The organism is Paenibacillus sp. FSL M7-1046 (assembly GCF_038007405.1).
Lineage (GTDB): Bacteria > Bacillota > Bacilli > Paenibacillales > Paenibacillaceae > Paenibacillus_AQ.
On record NZ_JBBOXB010000001.1, the window covers coordinates 2797325 to 2816981 of the forward strand.

Genomic DNA, 19657 nt, shown 5'->3' on the forward strand with positions numbered 1-19657 from the left:
CCAAGATAGAGACAAGGAGGAGGATACCTATGGACAAGAGAAAATGTTTGCTGCTGGGCGATTACACGCATCCCCGGTTCCATCCGCTGCAGGGTGTAGACAAACAAATCAGCGAGATTCTGAATGATCTGCTGATCGTTCAGTGCTCGGAGAATAAAAAGCTGCTGCTCAGCGAGCATCTGGCCGGTTACGATTTATGCATCGCCTATAATGAACTATGGAACGAAACGGTTTCCCCCCAGCAGACAGCGGGTCTGCTCAGCTATGTGAGCGGAGGGGGAGGCCTGATCGTGCTGCATACGGGGGTTTCCCTGGCCAAGCGCTATGAACTGGCCCATCTGATCGGCGGCAGATTCACCGGACATCCGCCCTATGCTCCGCTGAACTTCAAAGTAATGGAGCATGATATTACAGAGGGAATGGAAGACTTCCAGCTCGATGAAGAGCCATACCGGTTTGAATTCGATCCTTTTACCGAGAAGACCATTCTGCTGGAGTATGAATATGAGGGCGAAAGATTGCCGGCAGCCTGGTGCCACAGCTATGGACTGGGACGGGTTGTCTATATTATGCCCGGACATCATGAGCCTTCGTTCCGGCATCCGGCGGTCCGTGAATTGATTCTGCGGGCGGCAACCTGGGCGGCACGTATTCCCAGATAATTTGAAATTGCAATAAAATGATACCCCTTGCGGCTGCTTCCTTTGTGAAATGCTCCGACAAGGGGTATACTTTATCCATAACTGGAATCTTTGGGGGGAAAGTACTATGAGTGATTTGTTCAAAAAAGCAATCTCTTTAGGAGTGGGCCTCACCATTGTGAGCAAGGAAAAGGTGGAAAAGGTAGTTGAGGAGCTGGTAAAACGGGGAGAGCTTGCGCCCTCGGAATCCAAAGCGCTTGTCGACCGGCTCGTGGAGCGGGGCGATGAGGAACGCGGAGTCTTCAAGAATGCCGTACAGGAGCAGGTTCAGCGTGTGCTGAAGGATCTTAAAGTTCCCGTGCAAAGCGATATCGCCACACTGGAAACTCGAATTGCCGTTTTGGAGCGCCGTGTGGCTGAGCTGGAGGGTGCCTCTGCCCAGAAGGAAGCTCTGCCGGAAACGCGTACGGAATAAATGGTTGTACGCATCAGACATGCCGGACGGTACCGGACCATTGCCATGGCGCTTATGCGCCATGGCTTCGGTTATATGGTGGAGGAACTGGGTCTCTACCATATTCTTTCCCTTCCGCGCCGGATGTTGACACAGGAGACTCACGCAAGCCTTACACTCGGAGAACGGATTCGCCAGGTGCTGGAGGATTTAGGGCCAACCTTTGTCAAATTGGGCCAGCTGGCCAGTACCCGTTCCGATCTGCTGCCTGATTCAATCATTCAGGAACTGGTGAAGCTGCAGGACAGTGTGCCGCCATTCTCAGCGGAAACTGCACGCAATATTGTCGAGCAGGAGCTTGACCAGCATCTGGATGAAACCTTCGAATATTTCGAGAATACACCGCTTGCTGCGGCTTCGATCGGCCAAGTGCACCGTGCTGTACTGCATGGAGGCAAGCAGGTTGCGGTTAAGATACAGCGTCCCGGTGTCATGCGGACCATGACCCGTGATTTGGAAATTCTTCAGGACCTAAGCGCGCTTGCCGAAAGAAGATTGGACTGGGCGAAGCAATACGGGCTGATCCGGATGGTGGAGGAGTTCTCCCGGGCGCTGCTGGCTGAACTGGACTACGGCCAGGAAGGCCGCAACGCCGAGCGTATTGCCAGCCAGCAGACAGCACATGATAAAGTATATATTCCGGCAATCTATTGGGACTACAGCTCGGCGCGTGTGCTGACGATGGAATATGTGGAGGGCATTACACTCAACCACCGGGATGAGCTTCTGGAGCGGGGCGTCAAGCTAAAAACTGTAGCCCAGCAGCTTGTGGAGATGATGCTGGATCAGATCTTTATCCACGGCTTCTTTCATGCCGATCCCCATCCGGGCAATGTGATGCTGCTGGACAACAACAAGCTGGCGCTGATTGATTTTGGCATGGTCGGGCGGCTCAGTGAGGAGATGAAGGACAGTCTGTCCGCGCTCGTCATCGCGCTGATGCGCAGAAATACCGATTCTATGGTACGGGCGATTCTGCGGTTGGGAGTAATTCCCGAAGAAGCTGACCGTGCTGCACTTCATGATGATATGGACCGGCTTCGGGAGTCCTATTATGATATCCCGTTCCATCAGATCAGCATCGGCAAGGCGCTGAACGATCTGTTCGGTATCGCCCGCAAGCACCGGCTGGTCATTCCGCCGGATCTGGCGATGCTGGGCAAAACGATGCTGACGCTGGAGGGGGTTGTTGCCAACCTTGACCCATCCTTTAGCATCGTGCAGATGGCCGAGCCTTTCGGCAGGCAGCTGGTGAAGCAGCGCTTCAGCGGCAGCCGCATGCGGCGCAAGCTTATCGGGGGAGTCGCCGATCTGGCGGAAAGTCTGGTCGAGCTTCCCTCTCAGGCCCGGCAGCTGTCGGCGCTAATCAGCAGAGGCAAGCTTAAGGTAGAGGTCGGGCTGCCCGAACTGAAAAATTTAGAGCATAAGTTCAGCCGTGTCGGCAATCGCCTCTCCTTCAGCATTGTACTGCTGGCCTTCAGCATTATTATGGCCGGACTGATTATTGGTTCATCGCTGCGTGGCGAGCCTTCGCTGCTGTGGGATTTTCCAACGGTGGAGATTGGCTCAGTGATTGCGCTGCTGATGATTCTGTGGCTGCTCTTCTCGATTTTTAAATCGGGCCGCTTCTAGCCTTACAGGGAAGAATAATTATTCTTCGCCAGTTGCACACAAACGCCCCAGGATCAAGTACAATATAAAGATAACTTTCTAAGGTCACTGTTCTGCCCCTTAAGGCAGGACAGGCTATCGTATAGTATGTAATGGAACGCAAATGGAGTGCCGTCTGAATGTCCGGTGGATCGCTGCTGCCCCTGAAACCGACTTGGACCGCACGTCTGCAGGGCCAGAATCGGCAAGTGGGACGGAAGGACTCCGGTGACGGGGTTCTTCCGCTTTTGTTTGAAGATATGCCGTTTTCGCCTGAAATAAGCTTGTGCCGCCACTCCGGCGGAGGCCGTATGGATGCGTACATTACTCCCGAAAATGGATGACTATAAGTTATGCTGCACAGTAAAGCAAATTAGAGAATTAGTGAGGTGGAGAAATTGCCGGGTTTTAAGGAATTAGGAGTTTCTGAATTATTGAATGATCTGCTCAAAGGACAAGGCATTGTAAAACCAACGCCGGTGCAGGAGGAAGCCATTCCGCCGGTGGTGCAGGGTCTGGATGTTATCGCCAGAGCGAAGACGGGAACGGGGAAGACGCTCGCTTTCCTGCTGCCGATTATGGACAAAATCCGGGTGGAGGCGGCTTATCCGCAGGCGCTGGTCCTCGCGCCGACGCGTGAGCTGGCCCTGCAAATTACGGAAGAGGCACGCAAGCTGGCACGGCATACGGGTGTGAAGATTCTGGCTGTCTACGGAGGCCAGGATGTAGAGAAGCAGCTTCGCAAGCTGGAGGGCGGAAGACATCTCATTATCGGAACCCCGGGCAGACTGCTTGACCACCTGCGGCGGGAAACGCTGGATCTTGGGGGCGTGAAGATGCTCGTCCTGGATGAAGCGGATCAGATGCTGCATATGGGCTTCCTGGAGGATGTGGAGACGATTATTACGGCTGTTCCTTACCGCCGTCAGACGATGCTCTTCTCCGCCACAATGCCGGATCCCATTAAACGTCTCGCCGCCAACTACATGAAGGAACCGCTGGACATCGTGATCAAGAGCGGCTCGCCGATTCCGCTGGACAATATCCGCCAGCAGGTCGTAGAGTGCTCCGACCGCAACAAAGAAGAAGCGCTGCAGGCGCTGATCGAACGCGATCGCCCGTATTTGGCGATTATCTTCTGCCGGACCAAACGGCGGGTATCGAAGCTGAACGAAGCGCTGCAGGCAGCAGGTTATGACTGCGACGAGCTGCACGGCGATTTGTCCCAGGGCAAACGCGAAGCAGTGATGAAGCGGTTCCGCGATGCGAAGCTGCAGCTGCTGGTAGCTACGGATGTTGCCGCGCGAGGTCTGGACGTTGAAGGGATTACCCATGTCTTCAACTATGACCTGCCGCTGGATGCGGACAGCTACATTCACCGGATCGGCCGGACCGGGCGCGCCGGAGGCAAAGGCCTCGCGATCACTTTCTCCTCGCCGCGCGAACGCGCCGGGCTTGAGCTGATCGAGCACGGCATTTCCCAGCGGCTGGACCGCCGCCGCTACGAGAAGGATGAATTCGGCGTAGGCGAATTCACCTCCGTGCAAGGCGGCGGCTCCCCGCGCGGCGGACGCCAGAACGCAGCGCCTGAAGCGGCGCGTGCCGGCCGCGGCGGGCGCGGGCAAGGGCGCAGCGGCGGAGCACCACGCGCCGAAGCCGGAGCACGGCCGGGCGGCCGCGGCCGTGGCGGCAACAAGGAAGCAGGCGGCTGGGGCGCGCCTGCCGAGAAGACCAGCCGCAGTGCAGCGGCTGGGGGCAAGCGCAGCGCCTATGAGGCGGCAGCGCCCAGAGGCGGCGATTCCGCCGGCAAGAGCGCGGGGAAGCCAAGACCGGGCGGCGGCTACGGTGCCTTTGACCCTAGAAGCGCCAGCCCGGCTGCAGCTTACGGGGCAGGCGGCAATGCCGCCGGCGGACGTGGCGGCAGCAGAACGGCCGCCCCATCTAAAGGCGGCCCGAGCAGCGGCTACAGCTCCAACGTCACCAGAGGAATGGAAGCTGGCGGCTTCAGCTATGGCGCTTCCAAAGGCGCAGGCTCCGGAAGCGGCTATAATCCGGGCGGTGCGCAAGCCAGCCCTAAACACAGAGCCAATGTAGCCCGCAGCAGTGAAGCAGGCGGCTACAATGCGGCAGCTCCCAAAGGTTCGCGCGGCGGCTCCAAAGGCGGCAAAGGCGGGTACAGCTCCGGCGGACGGAACAGCGGCGGCGGTGGCGGTGCATCGCGCGGCGGGCGTGGCAAGAGCTCCGGCGGCGGTTCGCGCGGCGGACGCGGCTCATCCAGATAAAGGCGCTCGACAGCTATAGATGAAACTTGTTACCATAGGGCAGTTGGCGTAACCGCCAACGACCTGTGGTAACATTTGTTTTATACGACTGAAACTTTTTTGCCCTTTAGCCTGTCTAATAGATAAATAGAGTACCAGCTGCAGGAGTGCAGAGAATGAGGCAACTGTTGGTTTCGTACAGACGGATCCGAAGCAGGATGCCAACAAGTATAGGAGGAAACATACATCATATGTCCAAGACCGCCAAAATAGTTATTTTGTTCGTTGTCGTGATTGCGATCGGTTGGGGAATCGGGAAATATACGTCGGCTCCATCCGCTTCAGAGGAAGAAGGAACAGTAGTAAGCGACGGCAGTGCCCTTCAGGGCCAGCCGGATGCAAGTGCAGAACCTTCGCCAGTGGTCAGTGTAAACCCGGACGAGCAGGACCAGGGGACTTCTGGAAACAACACGGGAGCCGAAGGGTCTCCGGCTGCTACGGCTGATCCGGAAGAGAACGATAGTGAGGATACGGCTACCAATCCAACTTCTGTTGTTACAAATAAGCCGGGCACGCCGGACTCAGGCAATAATGTAGCCGAACTGACTGCCGCAGAGCCCGAAAGCATGTCAGTCATGGTCAACAAGCAGTACAAACTACCGGATAAGTATAAGCCTTCGGATCTGGTATATCCGAATGTGCGGTTCCTCTTCTCGGAGAAGATTGAGAAGCGGATGATGCGCCGCACTGCAGCTGGTGCGCTTGAGGAAATGTTCGCAGGGGCGAAGAAGGACGGCATACAGCTGGCCGGTGTTTCGGCCTACCGTTCCGAGAAAACCCAGACCAGGCTATTTAACAACTATGTAGACAGAGACGGGGAAGAGAAAGCCCGCACCTACAGCGCAGTTCCCGGCCATAGTGAGCATCAGACGGGCCTGGCGATTGACATTTCCGGCAGTGACGGCAAATGCGCCGCCGAGAGCTGCTTTGCGGGTACGCCTGAAGCTGATTGGCTCGCTAGCCATGCTGCGGAGTACGGCTTCATTATCCGTTATCCGGAAGGTAAGCAGTCGATTACCGGTTATAAGTACGAGCCTTGGCATGTCCGCTATGTAGGCAAGGAGATCGCCGCCTCCATTGCAGAGAAAGGTATTACGCTGGAAGAGTACTTTGATGCTGTTCCCGTATCGAATTAACCGGCTGCAAGCCATTGTATTAAAAAGCAGGCTCACTATACGTTTAGCAACAGCTCCATCAGCGGTCCCGGAAGAATGGGGCCGCTTTTTTGATTGGCCAATGCGTAACGTCTGCATCCCGCTATGCATGGTTCAGCTATGTGGCCGATGGTTAAGTAGTGGGAAACTAATTAGTTTTCATAAGGAGGCGCATCACGTGTCCGAACATAACCATGTGGTAAGCAAGGATGGAAGTGTAACCATGAACCGTGTCAATGACGCCCTGGACCGGATTGAACCTGAGCAGAAAGAGGTTATTCTGAACAATTTTCAGGAGTTTAAGAGCTATTTAAGTAAGCGGATTCATCTTGCCCGAAAAATCGGGCTCAGCGATGAGCAGCTGGCCCTAGCAGCCGAGAAAATCGCTGATTATCTGGCGGCTTACGAAGAACCCCGCAACAGCGAGGAGAAATTGCTGCTGGAGCTGTGGAAGGTTGGCAGCAAGGAAGAGCGGCATCGTCTGGCGCACATGCTGGTCAAGCTGGTTCAGGAGTAATTCAAAGCTTGCTCACAGGCTGGTTTAGCGGGTATGCAGCTCTACCGGTGCATGCGCTGGTATATAGCGAGGTATAGTCCTTCTCCGGTTCGCAGGAGAAGGGCTTTTGCTGCTGGGGAATAGGTACATAGGGGACGTTCAGGATATAATGGAGGAAGTATCCGGATATCTCAAATCTTATCATTGGAGTGGCTTGGAACATGAAATTAAGCATATTGGATCAGTCTCCGGTCTCCGAGGGCAGCTCCCCCGCCGAGGCCTTGGCCCAAACGTCCATGCTCGCCCGGGAGGCGGAGAGGCTGGGTTATCACCGTTTCTGGGTATCGGAGCATCATGCGGCTCCCGGACTGGCCGGGTCCAGCCCGGAAGTGCTCATGGCCCATCTGGCTGCTGTGACCTCTTCCATTAGGATTGGCTCCGGTGCCGTTCTGCTCCCGCATTACAGCGCCTTTAAGGTAGCTGAGAATTTCCGCGTGCTGGAAGGGCTGTATCCCGGACGAATTGACCTTGGGCTGGGCAAGGCAGCGGGAGGTGCGGCTTTGGCTGTGCGCGCCCTGCAAGAGAACCGGATGGACGACATAAGCCGTTATGAGGAGCAGGTTAAGGATCTCATAGCCTATTTGCACGGCACAGTGAATTCCGGGCACCGTTTTGCCGGACTGCAGGCCACTCCGGCCGTCCGTACAGCGCCGGAGATCTGGCTGCTCGGCTCAAGCAGAGACAGTGCCGAACTCTCCTCGAAGCTTGGGACCGGCTTCGCCTTCGCCCAATTTATTAACGGCAACGGAGGCTCAGAAGCGGTAAGTGCCTACCGGCAGAGCTTCAGGCCGTCTCCCGCTGCCGCGAAGCCGCGGGCGCTGGTTTCTGTATTTGCTGTGTGTGCAGAATCCGCTGAAGAGGCAGACCGGCTGGCAACCAGCATGGATCTTTCGCTTGTACTGCTGGAGAAAGGACATGTTTCCACAGGCACGCCTTCCGTCGAAGCCGCGCTGCGCTATAATTATGCTCCGTATGACCGGTTTCGTATTGAGGAGAACCGCAGGCGGATGGTTGTGGGGGCACCGGAGGATATCCGGCGCCAGTTCCAGGCTCTTGCCGAACAATATCAATGTGAAGAGATTATGTTTGCAAGTTTTATGCATAGCTTTGAGGACCGGCTGAAATCCCTCCGGCTTATCGCTGAGGCTTGCGGGTTGTCCCCGCGGGGCTCAGACGCTGGATAATAATCTGCTGAGTTTTGTTTTCCGTTTCCGATGAGGTAAGATGGGAAATGAAATGCAAAGTCCCAGTCTGGGCATTTCGCTGCAATGCCGGTCATTTATTAACATACACCCGAAAGGAAGGGATGCAGGATGTCTATTTACAGTTTTGCCGGAGTAACGCCTTCCGGTAAAGAAGTGCCGCTTAAGGATTATGAAGGCAAAGTGCTGCTGATCGCCAACACGGCCAGCAAATGCGGACTTACCCCGCAATACGGAGATCTACAGAATCTTTATGAGCAATATGGCGGCCAAGGTCTTGTCGTGCTGGGTTTTCCCTGCAACCAATTTGCCGGCCAGGAGCCGGGAACGAGTGAAGAAGCGGAGGAGTTCTGCCAGATTAATTATGGCGTCAAATTTCCGGTCTTCGCCAAAGTGGATGTCAATGGACCGGATGCAAGCCTGCTCTTTCAATATCTGAAGGGCCAGCAGCCAGGTACAGCCGAGAGCAGTGACATCCAGTGGAACTTCACCAAGTTCCTGGTTGACCGCAGCGGTAAGGTTGTGGCCCGCGTGGAGCCGAAGGAATCCCCTGAAACGATGAAGGGACTCATAGAATCTTTGCTGTAAACAGCATTTGCAAACCCGGACCAAGTTCGCCTTAGTGCAAATTCAGTGTCCTCCCGAAACCCGGTGCAAACCGCATTTTGGGAGGGCTTTTATTTGATTAACCTCAGCTGATCTCTGGTGAAAGCAGGCACTGAATCCTTTGCCACGGCTTGCGCTATGAAATATACTATGAAAATAATCCTTGACGCTTTTCAGAGACGCTGTATCCTTTGAAGAGAGCAACATCATCGTTGACCATACATAAAACACATTAAGCGCATAATGCGCAGTACGAAGCAGGATAATAACGGCAGGAGGGTTTTATAAGGGCATGAGGTTAATAACAGACGTAGCATCGGCAGCAGGGATTAGTGAAGAGCATCTGGAGCTGTACGGCAAATATAAAAGCAAGCTGGCGCCAACGCTATGGGATGAGCTGAGGCACAAGCCCGATGGCAAGCTGGTTCTGGTTACTGCGGTTAATCCTACACCGGCAGGTGAAGGCAAGACTTTAACAACCATTGGACTATCCCAGGCGCTGAATGCAGCGGGGGTGAAGACAGTAGCGGCACTGCGTGAGCCTTCGCTGGGGCCATGCCTTGGCATGAAAGGCGGGGCAACCGGCGGAGGCAAGGCACAGATCGTTCCGGCTGCTGAGATTAATCTGCACTTTACAGGAGATATTCATGCAGTCACTTCAGCGCATAATCTGCTGTCTGCGATGATCGACAATCATATCTTCCAAGGGAATGTGCTGGGCCTCGATCCGCAGCGCATCGTCTGGAAGCGGGTTATGGATATGAATGACCGCAGTCTGCGCAGCATTGTGACGGGGCTGGGCGACGGCAATGGAACGGTTAGGGAGAGCGGCTTCCAGATTACAACAGCATCGGAGATTATGGCTGTGCTGTGTCTCTGCGATAACCTTGCTGACCTTAAGCTGCGTTTAGGCCGTATGCTGGTCGGATATGACCAGTTGGGGCAGCCGGTAACGGCCAAGGATCTCGGGGCGGTGGAAGCGATGACCGCGCTGCTTAAGGAAGCGGTGAAGCCCAACCTTGTGCAGACACTGGAGGGGACACCGGTCATTGTACACGGTGGACCTTTTGCGAATATTGCCCATGGCTGCAGCAGTGTCATCGGGACCCGTTATGCGCTGAAGCTGGGTGACGTGGTTGTAACCGAAGCGGGGTTTGGCGCTGATCTCGGCGCGGAGAAGTTTATGGATATCAAATGCCGTCAGGCCGGGCTTGCCCCTTCTGCGGCTGTGCTGGTCGTGACGGTGAAATCGCTGAAATATAACGGCGGTGTCCGTAAAGAAGAGCTGTATGCAGGCAACCGGGCGGCACTGCTCTCGGGGCTGTCCAATATGGAACGCCATATTGAGAATTTGGGCAAATTCGGCGTACCTGTGCTTGTTGCGCTCAACCACTTTGAAGGTGATGCGCCATCGGAGATTGAAGAGGTGCTGAACGCCTGCAGCCGCCTTGGCGTGCCTGCGGCCGTTTCCAAGGTATGGGCAGAAGGCAGTGCCGGTGGACTCGAGCTGGCAGCGGAGCTGAAGAAACTGCTGGATCGTGAAGATGCAGGGAGATATGCCCCACTGTATGAAGAAAATTTGGATATTCCGTCCAAAATCAATAAAATCGTCACCGAAATTTACCGTGGTGCGGAAGTCGTGTTCTCCCCTGCGGCCAAACGCAGTTTGGCCATTATCGAACGGCTGGGCTTACAGCAGCTTCAGGTGTGCATGGCCAAAACACCGTATTCCTTCTCAGATCAGCCAAGACTGCTGGGTGCGCCGGAAGGCTTCACGATGGGTGTGCGTGATATTACATTGTCGCTGGGCGCAGGCTTCGCTGTTGTGATTACCGGTAATATTGTGACCATGCCGGGGCTCCCGGCCAAGCCGGCCGCCGAAGGGCTTTCCGTCGACGAAGACGGTGTAATTCACGGCTTGGAGTAGTCTCTATATCTTTTAGTATGGCCGAAACCCCGGACCCGCTGCGTAATTTGCGCGGGCTCCGGTTTTTTTGCGTGATGGGTTTCCTGGATTGATATTATCCTGCTGCGCTGCTGCTGTTATCCTAGGCTGGCTGCTGCTTCCTGCATTTTTAAGACATAATGTCTTGCCGCCGGGGAAAAGCTAAAGGAAGCCGCAGAGCGCCGAAAAACGGCGTAGTTTATACATTTCAATTGTGAACAATATGAGAAGATGTACCAAAGGGCTTGCAATGTGATATTAATCACAATATAATCAGTATATAAAGTGAAATATATCACAAACAAAGAGACAAAAATATGCTTGCCAATTTGGAGGAGGAAGAAATCATGAAAGTAGCAGTCATTGGATGTACCCATGCCGGAACCGCCGCAATTGTTAATACCGCCCAGCTTTACCCGGATGCCGAAATTACGGTGTACGAACGCAATGATAATATTTCCTTCCTGTCGTGCGGCATTGCTCTATATGTCGGCGGAGTGGTTAAAGATCCGCAAGGCCTGTTTTATTCTTCGCCTGAGAAGCTCGCTGAACTGGGTGTCAATACAAAGATGCGCCATGAAGTGATCAATGTGGATACAGCCCGCAAAACCTTAAAAGCCCGTAATCTGGCAAACGGCCAGGAATTTGAAGATACGTACGACAAACTCATTATGACTACCGGCTCGTGGCCGATTGTGCCAAAGCTGGAAGGCATGGAGCTGGATGGCATCCTGCTCTCGAAGAACTACAATCACTCCAACACCATTATCGAAAAAGCGCAGCAGGTGGACAGAATCACCGTTGTCGGAGCCGGTTATATCGGTGTCGAGCTGGTGGAGGCTTTTCAAATGAACGGCAAGCAGGTTACGCTGATCGATGGTGAGGACCGGATCCTGAGCAAATATCTGGATGAAGAATTCACTACACCGATCCAGCAGACACTGGAGGATCACGGCATCAAGCTGGCGCTCGGTGAGAAGGTCAGCTCGTTTACGGGAGAGAACGGTAAAGTGACCAAGGTGATCACAAGCAAAGGGGAGCATGAGACCGACCTGGTTATCCTCTGCATCGGTTTCCGTCCGAATACAGAACTGCTGAAAGGGCAAGTGGATATGCTGCCTAACGGGGCGATTATCGTCAATGATTATATGCAGACCAGCCTCCCGGATGTCTATGCCGCTGGCGACAGCTGTGCGATTCATTATAACCCAACCGGCAAACATGCCTATATTCCGCTGGCTACGAATGCCGTACGTATGGGAACACTGGTAGCGCGCAACCTGGTGGCGAATACGATCCCATACATGGGTACGCAGGGAACATCGGGGATTAAGATTTATGAGGATAACATCGCCGGAACAGGACTGACGGAAGACGCGGCCAAAGCCGAAGGCATGGATATCGAGAGCGTGCTGCTGATCGACAACTACCGTCCGGAGTTTATGCCGACCTTTGAGCAGGTTCAGTTAAAAGTAGTATTTGACCGCGCCACCCGCCGGGTTCTCGGAGCGCAGATTATGTCCAAGATGGATCTGACACAGTCGATCAATACCGTGTCTGTCTGCATCCAGAACAAAATGACGGTGGATCAGCTGGCCTTCATTGATTTCTTCTTCCAGCCGCATTACAACAAGCCGTGGAACTTCCTGAACACTGCCGGCCTTCAGGCTTTGCCAAAGAGTGTGACACATAAAGAAACAGTGACGGTATAACAGATAAGAAAATACGCCCTGTCCAATCCTTCGAAAAGGTTGGCAGGGCGTATTTTTTTTAGCATGGTTTATTGGTCATTGGTAGTCGATATCCTCATGGAAATCAATTACATTCAGCCGGGCACGGATACGTTCGATTTCTGTTGAGGTTAACGGAGCCGCGGGAGTCAGCTTGTAGTTTCTCCCTGTGATGTAGCTTATATCGTCCGCCGCTCCATTGGACGTATATGGAAGCTTGGTAACAGGCGATCTGGAGTAATCGGTGAAGTCAATGATGCTCCAGAGGGGGTCTCCGTCTCTTTTGGCAAGGATAATACGCTCTGTTGCAGTTTCTGTCCACAGATACCTTAAATCCCCCGGAGAATTCTCTCCACTGACCGTAGTGTATCCAGCCCCCCGGAACATCAGAGTGAACTCTGAATGTTCATTGCTGTGGGCTGTTTTTGTTTTGTAGATCTCTGCCAGTCCATGAACACCCAATATTTCAACGCCGGCATCTTTCGGGAACCTGCTGATGAAGTCCTGCCAGGTTGCGAATAGGTTGGGTGACCTCATCACCCAATTGGTACCAATTACCAGTGAGAGGTAATTAACCGTATTTCTGTTCTGAAAAGGATTGTTGAGATACTGAGAGGCCAGATGCAGCTGAGGTTCTGCCTTCGTATCGTTTACAAACGGATCCGCCGGATGCAATGTCCATCTGGATGCCCCTGTAATATAGCGGGAGCCGATGGGATCTATGCTTAGGGCATTCATAAATACATTGTTACTGTTAGTAGCAGCATCCTGTGCGGGCAGCATCGGATTAGCGGTATGTGCCCAGTATGGCATCAGCGGTGATCCTTCAGCAGACAATTGGCCTACATTATACTGTGTTGCAGCCCAGCCCATAAACGCATCGATCCGGAAGTTGTCTTTTAACCAGGCAGCCTGCTCGGGATTGATGGCATAGGTGGACAGTGATTTGGGACGATACTTGTAAGGAATACTCTCCCATACGGAGCTATCTCCGTTGGTGCCCCCCTGGTGCAGGGAATTGAGCGCATTATATCTGTACATGTACAGCCACGAGTTCATCTCTACAATCCATTGGGCCAGGTTGAAATTATCATTCGGATAGCCGGATGCGATCCCTACCTCATCTCCATATAGATCCACGTAGTTAAGCACCTGTTGCAATTGAGGGCGCTGTGCATCATCGAACACAAATCGGTTGTCCATGGCCCAGGTTACCCGCAAATCGGGATCAATAGTTGCCAGTGTATTCCGCATGGTTTGCATTTCAGCAACTGTTGTAGCATTTGCTCCTGTATCTTCCAGCAACAAGGATACAGTGAAATAAGCTGTTGAACTGTATTGAGGCGATAGTACCTCAAGCTCGAAGTTGCTGATGATGCTAAAGTCGGCGACCTCGGAACTGAGCAGGATTCGACCATGGATTATAGTTCCAGGCTTCGGGATGTTATAAAAGTTTGCTACCGTCCCATCCTCTGCCAGTACAGAGTAATCATCAGTAACCAGCACTTTGAGGTCTGGCGGCAAATGCTCCGGCATGATTTCGCTTCCGTATACATCCAAGGTCACATAAGCCAGCTTCCAATCCTCCATAGATACATTAAACGAAACGTCAATTGTATCGGTGGTTACCTGTACAGAATCCACTGCCTCATATACTGGCGGCACTGTTGTTGGAGCCGGTGAAGCGGATGGCACCGTTGTTGGAGCCGGTGAAGCGGATGGCACCGTTGTTGGATCCGGTGAGGCCGATGGACCCGGTGTTGGAGCCGGTGAAGCGGATGGCACCGTTGTTGGATCCGGTGAGGCCGATGGACCCGGTGTTGGATCTGGCGAAGCCGATGGCACCGTTGTTGGAGCCTGTGAAGCGGATGGCACCGTTGTTGGAGCCGGTGAAGCGGATGGCACCGTTGTTGGATTCGGTGAAGCCGATGACACCGTTGTTGGAGCCGGTGAAGCTGATGGCACCGTTGTTGGATTCGGTGAAGCGGATGGCACCGTTGTTGGAGCCGGTGAAGCGGATGGCGCCGGTGTTGGATTCGGTGAAACCGATGGAACCTTTGGTGGCAGCGGTAAAACCGATGGAACCTTTGGTGGAACTGGTGAAGCGGATGGCACCGTTGTTGGATTCGGCGAAGCCGATGGCACCGTTGTTGGAGCCGGTGAAGCGGATGGCACCGTTGTTGGAGCCGGTGAAGCGGATGGCACCGTTGTTGGATTCGGCGAAGCCGATGGCACCGTTGTTGGATTCGGCGAAGCCGATGGCACCGTTGTTGGAGCCGGTGAAGCGGATGGCACCGGTGTTGGATTCGGCGAAGCCGATGGCACCGGTGTTGGATTCGGCGAAGCCGATGGCACCGGTGTTGGATTCGGCGAAGCCGATGGCACCGTTGTTGGAACCGGTGAAGCGGATGGCACCGTTGTTGGAACCGGTGAAGCGGATAGCACCGGTGTTGGCACCGGTGTTACGAGATCTGTAGAAGAAGCGTTTGGATAAGCGAGCTCGCTATCTTCTGAAGGTGCGCCTTTGGGGACTTCAGGATAATCAGGCAAGTCACTTCCAGGCTCAAGCAGATCTTGTAGACGCTTGGCATCCTCAAGCAGAAGGCATGCACGAGCAGTTACCATAGCTGCGCTTTGACGGTCAACGGATTGCTTTGGGTTAAACCGCTGATATTCATCTCCTTGGAACAGCCCGAGCTGCTGGGCTGCCCAGACGCTTGTTCGGGCTTTTTCCGAGATAGAATGACTATCCTTAAACGCAGGCATATCGCCTTGTTTTTGGACCTGGTCATACACTCCAAAGGCCCGGATATACCATACTGCCAAGCTCTCTCGTGTTAATTCACCTCTCCATGCTATTGTCTGGTCTTGTATAATGCCTGCAGACAAAAGCGAGCGTATGGAGGGAATGGCCCAATTCGGTGCCGCTTCCGTTGTTAGCGGATAGTCCGAACTAGGAATGGGAATGGATAATGCCCTTGACATCATGGTGCCCATCTCTGCAATAGTAATCGGCTGATAGGGTCTGAACGTTGCGTTGCCATAGCCTTGAACGATCCCTCTGGAGAACAGCTGTGCAATTTCTTGATGGGCATAGCTGCGCTCAGTATCCACAAATGGAGCGCTATTTGCCCTTGCAGCTTGAGTGACAGCAGCAGTTCCGATTAGGATCAGACATAGCAGTGCCAGGCTGACACGCCTCAGGTTGTCTATCAATATGTATGTGCTTTTTCCTGTGTTTACGGGAACACGATCACCACCTCTTTTACTCCACTATCGGTACAATCGGCCCGAATATTTAGCGTGATATGGGATGTATGGTGAGAAATGTTTTTGTGATTAAGTTAATCTGAATTGTGTAGATAAGGTAAATTTGACATGTCAGTGAAAACTTTCACTTAGTTTTCCTGGACGTGACTTTTATCACGTAAATGTGATTGCGATCACGCTACAATGGCATAAAGGAACAAATTTTAAGTATTAAAAGGGGATAGGAATCATGGCTTATAACAAACCGCAGCAGATTGCCGAGGTAACGGTAGAGAACGGAATCAAGAAGGCTCACAACCCGCTTGCCACCGTACTTATTCTCGGTTTTCTGGGGGGAGCGTTTATTGCGCTCGGATTTTTACTGGATATTCGTGTCATTGCCGGTGCTCCGGCGGAATGGGGCTCCATCGCAAACTTTATCGGGGCATCGGTGTTCCCGGTAGGACTGATCCTGGTGCTGCTGGCCGGCGGGGAACTGCTGACAGGCAATATGATGGCCGTGCCGCTGGCATTTATTGCGAAAAAGATTTCCTTCTGGGAAGTCATCAAGAACCTTGTGCTGATCACGCTCAGCAACCTGGCAGGCGCGTTGTTCGTTGCTTATTTCTTCGGCCACGTTGTCGGCCTCACCGCAGACGGAGTGTATCTCGATAAACTGGTCGATATGGCTGAACATAAGATTGATGCAACCTTCCTGCAGGCCTTTGTCTCCGGGATCGGCTGTAACTGGCTGGTGGCTCTGGCCGTGTGGCTCTCATACGGGGCGGATAATTTCAGCGGCAAAATCCTCGGTATCTGGTTCCCGACCATGGCATTTGTGGCCATCGGATTCCAGCACGTTGTAGCCAACATGTTTCTTATTCCTGCTGCTATATTTGAGGGGCATTTTACCTGGGCACAATATTTCGGCAACTTTGCCCCGGTATGGCTGGGCAACCTTACGGGCGGAGCCATCTTCGTAGCCGCAGCCTATTATGTGGCTTACCTTCGCAAAGGGCCGGCGGCTGTGCAATCCGTAGAAGGTGTATCCTCTGTCGGAGTGAAGAAACACGCTTAATCCTTACTAATTAAATGCCGTGTTAAACGGCAATAGACACTCCTTGTAACCTTCTCTCTTCCAGCTAACGGCTCAAGAGGGAAGGTTCCCGGGGTGTTTTTTTGTGAGGTAAAATAGGGGCGCACAACACAAAATTCGCCGTGCATATCCGACTCGGGGGAACGAAATCGGGCTCACGGCGAATTAATAGGGAGTGTTTCATATGCTCTATTACCCGGGCAAACGAAGAACGAATCAGTCTCTGTTCAGCAATTTTATTTACGCATGGTGGCAGCAGTTATAAAATATAAAGATCCGATTGGACAGGCTTTTTACTGCTGAGGCTGTCCACAGGTTTTGGTCAAGAATCATGGGGGATATTGTGTTTGAGTGACGCGATAATGCGTCAGTGCGAATGCTTGCTCTTCGTCCTGTTTTGGGATGATACTGGATGAAATTAATGACACATATATTACAGGGGTTGAAAGAAAAGTCATGAGGTTTTTACAAGCTTATCCAAAGGAAGTCAAAGTATTTCTGATTGCCAGTCTTATTAATGCAACAGGCAGCGCGCTGATGTGGCCGCTTGTCACGATGTATGTATTTGATGAACTGGGCCGCAGTATGACAGATGCCGCACTCGTTATTGTTATTCAATCCCTCGGAGGCATATTCGGACAACTGCTGGGTGGATCACTCTATCATAAAGTTGGTGTCAAACGCCTGATCGTCGGTGCGCTGGCCATGAATGCCCTGGCCTTGTTTACCTTGCCGGCGGCAAGTGTGAACTGGAATATGTTCATGCTGGTGATGGGACTGGTGGGTCTGTTCAATTCGTTGTCATTGCCGGCCATTCAGGCCTTTATAGGTTTCCGCTTCGCAGAACAGCGCGGAGAGCTTTTTAATGTAATTTATGTCGCCAATAATATTGGGGTAGCGCTGGGCACGATGCTGGCCGGTTTTCTGGCCGATATTTCCTATCTGTTGAGCTTTGTGCTTAATGGGCTGACCTCAGCCGTGTTTGCCGCATTTTTCTTTGTGTATTTGCGGAAGGTTGGCACAGAGCCGGCCCATGCCGAGCCGCATAGGAGAAACGGCCCCGGAGAGCTGTCGAACTGGAAGCTTATAGGCCACACCCGAATCTATCTGTATATGGCCTTAGGTTCGATGTTTTTATTGATCGGCAACTCGATCTGGAATACGGGAGTTTCTCCGTTTATTATTTCGGAAGGCTGGGCTAAGAGCACCTACAGCCTTCTTTGGACGCTCAACGGGATTCTGATCTTCGCCGCGCAGCCGCTGGTAAGCTTGATCAAACGCTGGTTCGCGGAGACCTCGACGGCGCAGATGACGGCAAGCGCTGTTTTTTACCTGAGTGGATATGCAGTGATCTTGTTAATGCCAAGCTATCCTGGCCTGGTGCTGGCGATGCTGCTGACCACGCTGGGGGAGATGCTTATTTCTCCGGCGATGCCTTCATTTATTTCCGATCATGCGGACCGCAGTGCGCCCTTCTATCTCGGGCTTAGCGGTGGGATCGGCGCGGTCGGCAGAGTTCTCGGCCCCTATATGATGGGCAGCCTGTATGACCGGGGAGGCCTTGCGCCGACAGGCTGGCTGGCTTGCGGAATGGCATTGCTGGCGGTGGGATTCTTCGCGGTCCATGCCTTCATCAACCGTTCTGGCCGTGCACTGGAACAAAATGGGGTATAATGGTCTGTAGAAGAATCACTTAAAGGTAAGTCAAGGAGTGCAAAGAGCTATGCAACAAATTATTAGAGGCTCGCTCACGATTCGTCCCTCGGAGTTCAAGGATACCCGTGAGCTGATTATTCTCGATAACATGATTTGGACAGAGGAGACCACACCGGGTCCATTAATGTGGTGTTCCCGTGAGGATTATCTGCTCCATGCCCCTCCCGGTTCCCAGCTTGTAGCCTTGCAGGAAGGAGAACTATGCGGGTATGTCGGTTTCGGCTGTCCCAGCGGGATGGAGAGCAACCGCCATGTGTGCGAGGTGAACATCGCTGTCCATCCGAAGTTCCAGCGGCTTGGCATCGGCGGACAGCTGATCGAGGCGATCAAGCAGCATGCCGGAGAGAACGGGATACGCAAACTCCGCTTGCGGGTGCTGTCCAGCAACATTCCTGCGCTCTCGTTCTACCGGAAATGCGGATTTGAGGAAGAGGGCCGGCTCAGGGAAGAGTTTTATCTTGGCGGACATTATGTGGATGAGGTATTTATGAGCTGCATGCTGACTGGAGGGAAGGGAAATGGAGGTCATTTCGCTTAATGTAGGCAAACCTGTAACGGTAGATTACCGCGGTAAGCCGCTGGAAACGGGGATTTATAAAATGCCGGCGGCTGGGCCGGTACAGCTTCATCTTGAGGGGTTCGCCGGTGACGGGCAAGCGGACCTGGTGAACCATGGGGGGCCGGACAAAGCGGTCTGTGTGTATCCGATTGAGCATTATGCCTTTTGGGAGGAGCAGCTCGGCAAGAAACTGGACTTCTCCGCCTTCGGTGAGAATATCACAGTCAGCGGGCTGCTGGAGACCGAGGTCTGCATCGGTGATGTGTATGAGATCGGTTCAACTCTGCTGCAGGTCAGCCAGCCGCGGTTTCCTTGCTTTAAGCTCTCGCAGAAGCATGGCCCGGCTGATATGCCGGCCAAAGTGCTGGCTACCGGATACAGCGGATTTTATTTCCGTGTACTGCGTGAAGGTCAGATTACAGCCGGTGATCGAATCGTCAAAAAGGAATCCGGTGCGGGAGGTTACCCTGTAAAGCGGGTGCTCTACCTGATGGAGCATGGCCGTAAGGACAAGAGCGGTCTGGCCGAGCTATCGGAACTGGACAGCCTGGCGTCGGGAACCCGGATGAAGTTCCGGAGCTGGCTTGAGGCTGCGGAGAGCTAACGACTGCTGATATCCAAAATCGGTGAATTTGATGGTATGCCAAGTCCCCCCGGACGCCTGTTACGGGGGGCTTGGTTTGTTATAAAAGATCTAAAATTCCGTTACATCCGGCCG

17 protein-coding genes and 1 pseudogene are annotated in these 19657 nt (G+C 53.4%); 16 read left to right on the top strand and 2 right to left on the bottom strand.

What is annotated here, in order from left to right; all coding sequences use genetic code 11:
• Positions 1-29 precede the first annotated feature (29 nt).
• From NYE29_RS12220 to NYE29_RS12270, 11 genes are all read left to right on the top strand, one after another.
• Positions 30-662, top strand: a complete 633-nt coding sequence (locus tag NYE29_RS12220; protein ID WP_038597565.1) for a ThuA domain-containing protein — start codon at positions 30-32, stop codon at positions 660-662.
• A 106-nt stretch (positions 663-768) separates the two neighbouring features.
• Positions 769-1116 carry a phasin family protein gene (locus tag NYE29_RS12225; RefSeq protein WP_076109694.1) on the top strand — a complete coding sequence of 116 codons (348 nt, stop codon included), beginning with the start codon at positions 769-771 and terminating at the stop codon, positions 1114-1116.
• On the top strand, positions 1117-2787 hold the full coding sequence (locus tag NYE29_RS12230) for an ABC1 kinase family protein (protein ID WP_340896178.1): 1671 nt from the start codon (positions 1117-1119) through the stop codon (positions 2785-2787).
• Between the two features lie 158 nt (positions 2788-2945).
• Positions 2946-3149 carry a hypothetical protein gene (locus tag NYE29_RS12235; RefSeq protein WP_340896179.1) on the top strand — a complete coding sequence of 68 codons (204 nt, stop codon included), beginning with the start codon at positions 2946-2948 and terminating at the stop codon, positions 3147-3149.
• 54 nt (positions 3150-3203) lie between these two features.
• Positions 3204-5087 carry a DEAD/DEAH box helicase gene (locus NYE29_RS12240; RefSeq protein WP_340899691.1) on the top strand — a complete coding sequence of 628 codons (1884 nt, stop codon included), beginning with the start codon at positions 3204-3206 and terminating at the stop codon, positions 5085-5087.
• A 230-nt stretch (positions 5088-5317) separates the two neighbouring features.
• Positions 5318-6262, top strand: coding sequence for a M15 family metallopeptidase (locus NYE29_RS12245; protein WP_340896180.1), 945 nt, complete (start codon positions 5318-5320; stop codon positions 6260-6262).
• Between the two features lie 196 nt (positions 6263-6458).
• Positions 6459-6797, top strand: a complete 339-nt coding sequence (locus NYE29_RS12250) for a DUF3243 domain-containing protein (RefSeq protein ID WP_076109691.1) — start codon at positions 6459-6461, stop codon at positions 6795-6797.
• A 200-nt stretch (positions 6798-6997) separates the two neighbouring features.
• Positions 6998-8020, top strand: a complete 1023-nt coding sequence (locus NYE29_RS12255) for an LLM class flavin-dependent oxidoreductase (RefSeq protein WP_340896181.1) — start codon at positions 6998-7000, stop codon at positions 8018-8020.
• Positions 8021-8149: 129 nt separating this feature from the next.
• A complete protein-coding gene (locus NYE29_RS12260) occupies positions 8150-8626 on the top strand; it encodes a glutathione peroxidase (protein ID WP_038597543.1) in 477 nt (158 codons plus the stop codon).
• 310 nt (positions 8627-8936) lie between these two features.
• Positions 8937-10571 carry a formate--tetrahydrofolate ligase gene (locus NYE29_RS12265; RefSeq protein WP_340896182.1) on the top strand — a complete coding sequence of 545 codons (1635 nt, stop codon included), beginning with the start codon at positions 8937-8939 and terminating at the stop codon, positions 10569-10571.
• A 365-nt stretch (positions 10572-10936) separates the two neighbouring features.
• Positions 10937-12301 (top strand): FAD-dependent oxidoreductase, encoded by a 1365-nt coding sequence (locus NYE29_RS12270; protein ID WP_076109732.1) that lies wholly within the window; start codon positions 10937-10939, stop codon positions 12299-12301.
• A 75-nt stretch (positions 12302-12376) separates the two neighbouring features.
• Here the strand turns inward: NYE29_RS12270 and NYE29_RS12275 are convergent, their stop codons facing one another.
• The gene (locus NYE29_RS12275; RefSeq protein ID WP_340896183.1) at positions 12377-13963 is read right to left on the bottom strand and encodes a hypothetical protein; all 1587 of its coding nucleotides are present in this window, start codon (positions 13961-13963) and stop codon (positions 12377-12379) included.
• Here NYE29_RS12275 and NYE29_RS12280 point away from each other — a divergent pair.
• Positions 13941-14813 (top strand): hypothetical protein, encoded by an 873-nt coding sequence (locus NYE29_RS12280; protein ID WP_340896184.1) that lies wholly within the window; start codon positions 13941-13943, stop codon positions 14811-14813. The genes NYE29_RS12275 and NYE29_RS12280 overlap by 23 nt on opposite strands.
• A 143-nt stretch (positions 14814-14956) precedes the next feature.
• On the opposite strand, the pseudogene NYE29_RS34575 reads toward NYE29_RS12280, so the two are convergent.
• Positions 14957-15433 (bottom strand): annotated as a pseudogene (locus NYE29_RS34575) (S-layer homology domain-containing protein); the annotation flags it as partial.
• A 385-nt stretch (positions 15434-15818) separates the two neighbouring features.
• Between NYE29_RS34575 and NYE29_RS12285 the strand changes: the two are divergent.
• From NYE29_RS12285 to NYE29_RS12300, 4 genes are all read left to right on the top strand, one after another.
• Positions 15819-16646 carry a formate/nitrite transporter family protein gene (locus tag NYE29_RS12285; protein ID WP_076109687.1) on the top strand — a complete coding sequence of 276 codons (828 nt, stop codon included), beginning with the start codon at positions 15819-15821 and terminating at the stop codon, positions 16644-16646.
• 474 nt (positions 16647-17120) lie between these two features.
• Entirely contained in the window at positions 17121-18338 is a 1218-nt protein-coding gene (locus tag NYE29_RS12290; RefSeq protein ID WP_076109686.1) for an MFS transporter, read from the top strand.
• 49 nt (positions 18339-18387) lie between these two features.
• Positions 18388-18918, top strand: coding sequence for a GNAT family N-acetyltransferase (locus tag NYE29_RS12295; RefSeq protein WP_076109685.1), 531 nt, complete (start codon positions 18388-18390; stop codon positions 18916-18918).
• On the top strand, positions 18899-19543 hold the full coding sequence (locus NYE29_RS12300; protein ID WP_340896186.1) for an MOSC domain-containing protein: 645 nt from the start codon (positions 18899-18901) through the stop codon (positions 19541-19543). Before NYE29_RS12295 ends, NYE29_RS12300 begins: the two co-directional genes overlap by 20 nt.
• Positions 19544-19657 lie beyond the last annotated feature (114 nt).

Coding starts and splice junctions, on each gene's coding strand:
- NYE29_RS12220 (WP_038597565.1), top strand. CDS start 30: ATGGACAAGAGAAAATGTTTGCTGCTGGGCGATTACACGCATCCCCGG.
- NYE29_RS12225 (WP_076109694.1), top strand. CDS start 769: ATGAGTGATTTGTTCAAAAAAGCAATCTCTTTAGGAGTGGGCCTCACC.
- NYE29_RS12230 (WP_340896178.1), top strand. CDS start 1,117: ATGGTTGTACGCATCAGACATGCCGGACGGTACCGGACCATTGCCATG.
- NYE29_RS12235 (WP_340896179.1), top strand. CDS start 2,946: ATGTCCGGTGGATCGCTGCTGCCCCTGAAACCGACTTGGACCGCACGT.
- NYE29_RS12245 (WP_340896180.1), top strand. CDS start 5,318: ATGTCCAAGACCGCCAAAATAGTTATTTTGTTCGTTGTCGTGATTGCG.
- NYE29_RS12255 (WP_340896181.1), top strand. CDS start 6,998: ATGAAATTAAGCATATTGGATCAGTCTCCGGTCTCCGAGGGCAGCTCC.
- NYE29_RS12260 (WP_038597543.1), top strand. CDS start 8,150: ATGTCTATTTACAGTTTTGCCGGAGTAACGCCTTCCGGTAAAGAAGTG.
- NYE29_RS12265 (WP_340896182.1), top strand. CDS start 8,937: ATGAGGTTAATAACAGACGTAGCATCGGCAGCAGGGATTAGTGAAGAG.
- NYE29_RS12270 (WP_076109732.1), top strand. CDS start 10,937: ATGAAAGTAGCAGTCATTGGATGTACCCATGCCGGAACCGCCGCAATT.
- NYE29_RS12285 (WP_076109687.1), top strand. CDS start 15,819: ATGGCTTATAACAAACCGCAGCAGATTGCCGAGGTAACGGTAGAGAAC.
- NYE29_RS12290 (WP_076109686.1), top strand. CDS start 17,121: ATGAGGTTTTTACAAGCTTATCCAAAGGAAGTCAAAGTATTTCTGATT.
- NYE29_RS12295 (WP_076109685.1), top strand. CDS start 18,388: ATGCAACAAATTATTAGAGGCTCGCTCACGATTCGTCCCTCGGAGTTC.
- NYE29_RS12300 (WP_340896186.1), top strand. CDS start 18,899: ATGGAGGTCATTTCGCTTAATGTAGGCAAACCTGTAACGGTAGATTAC.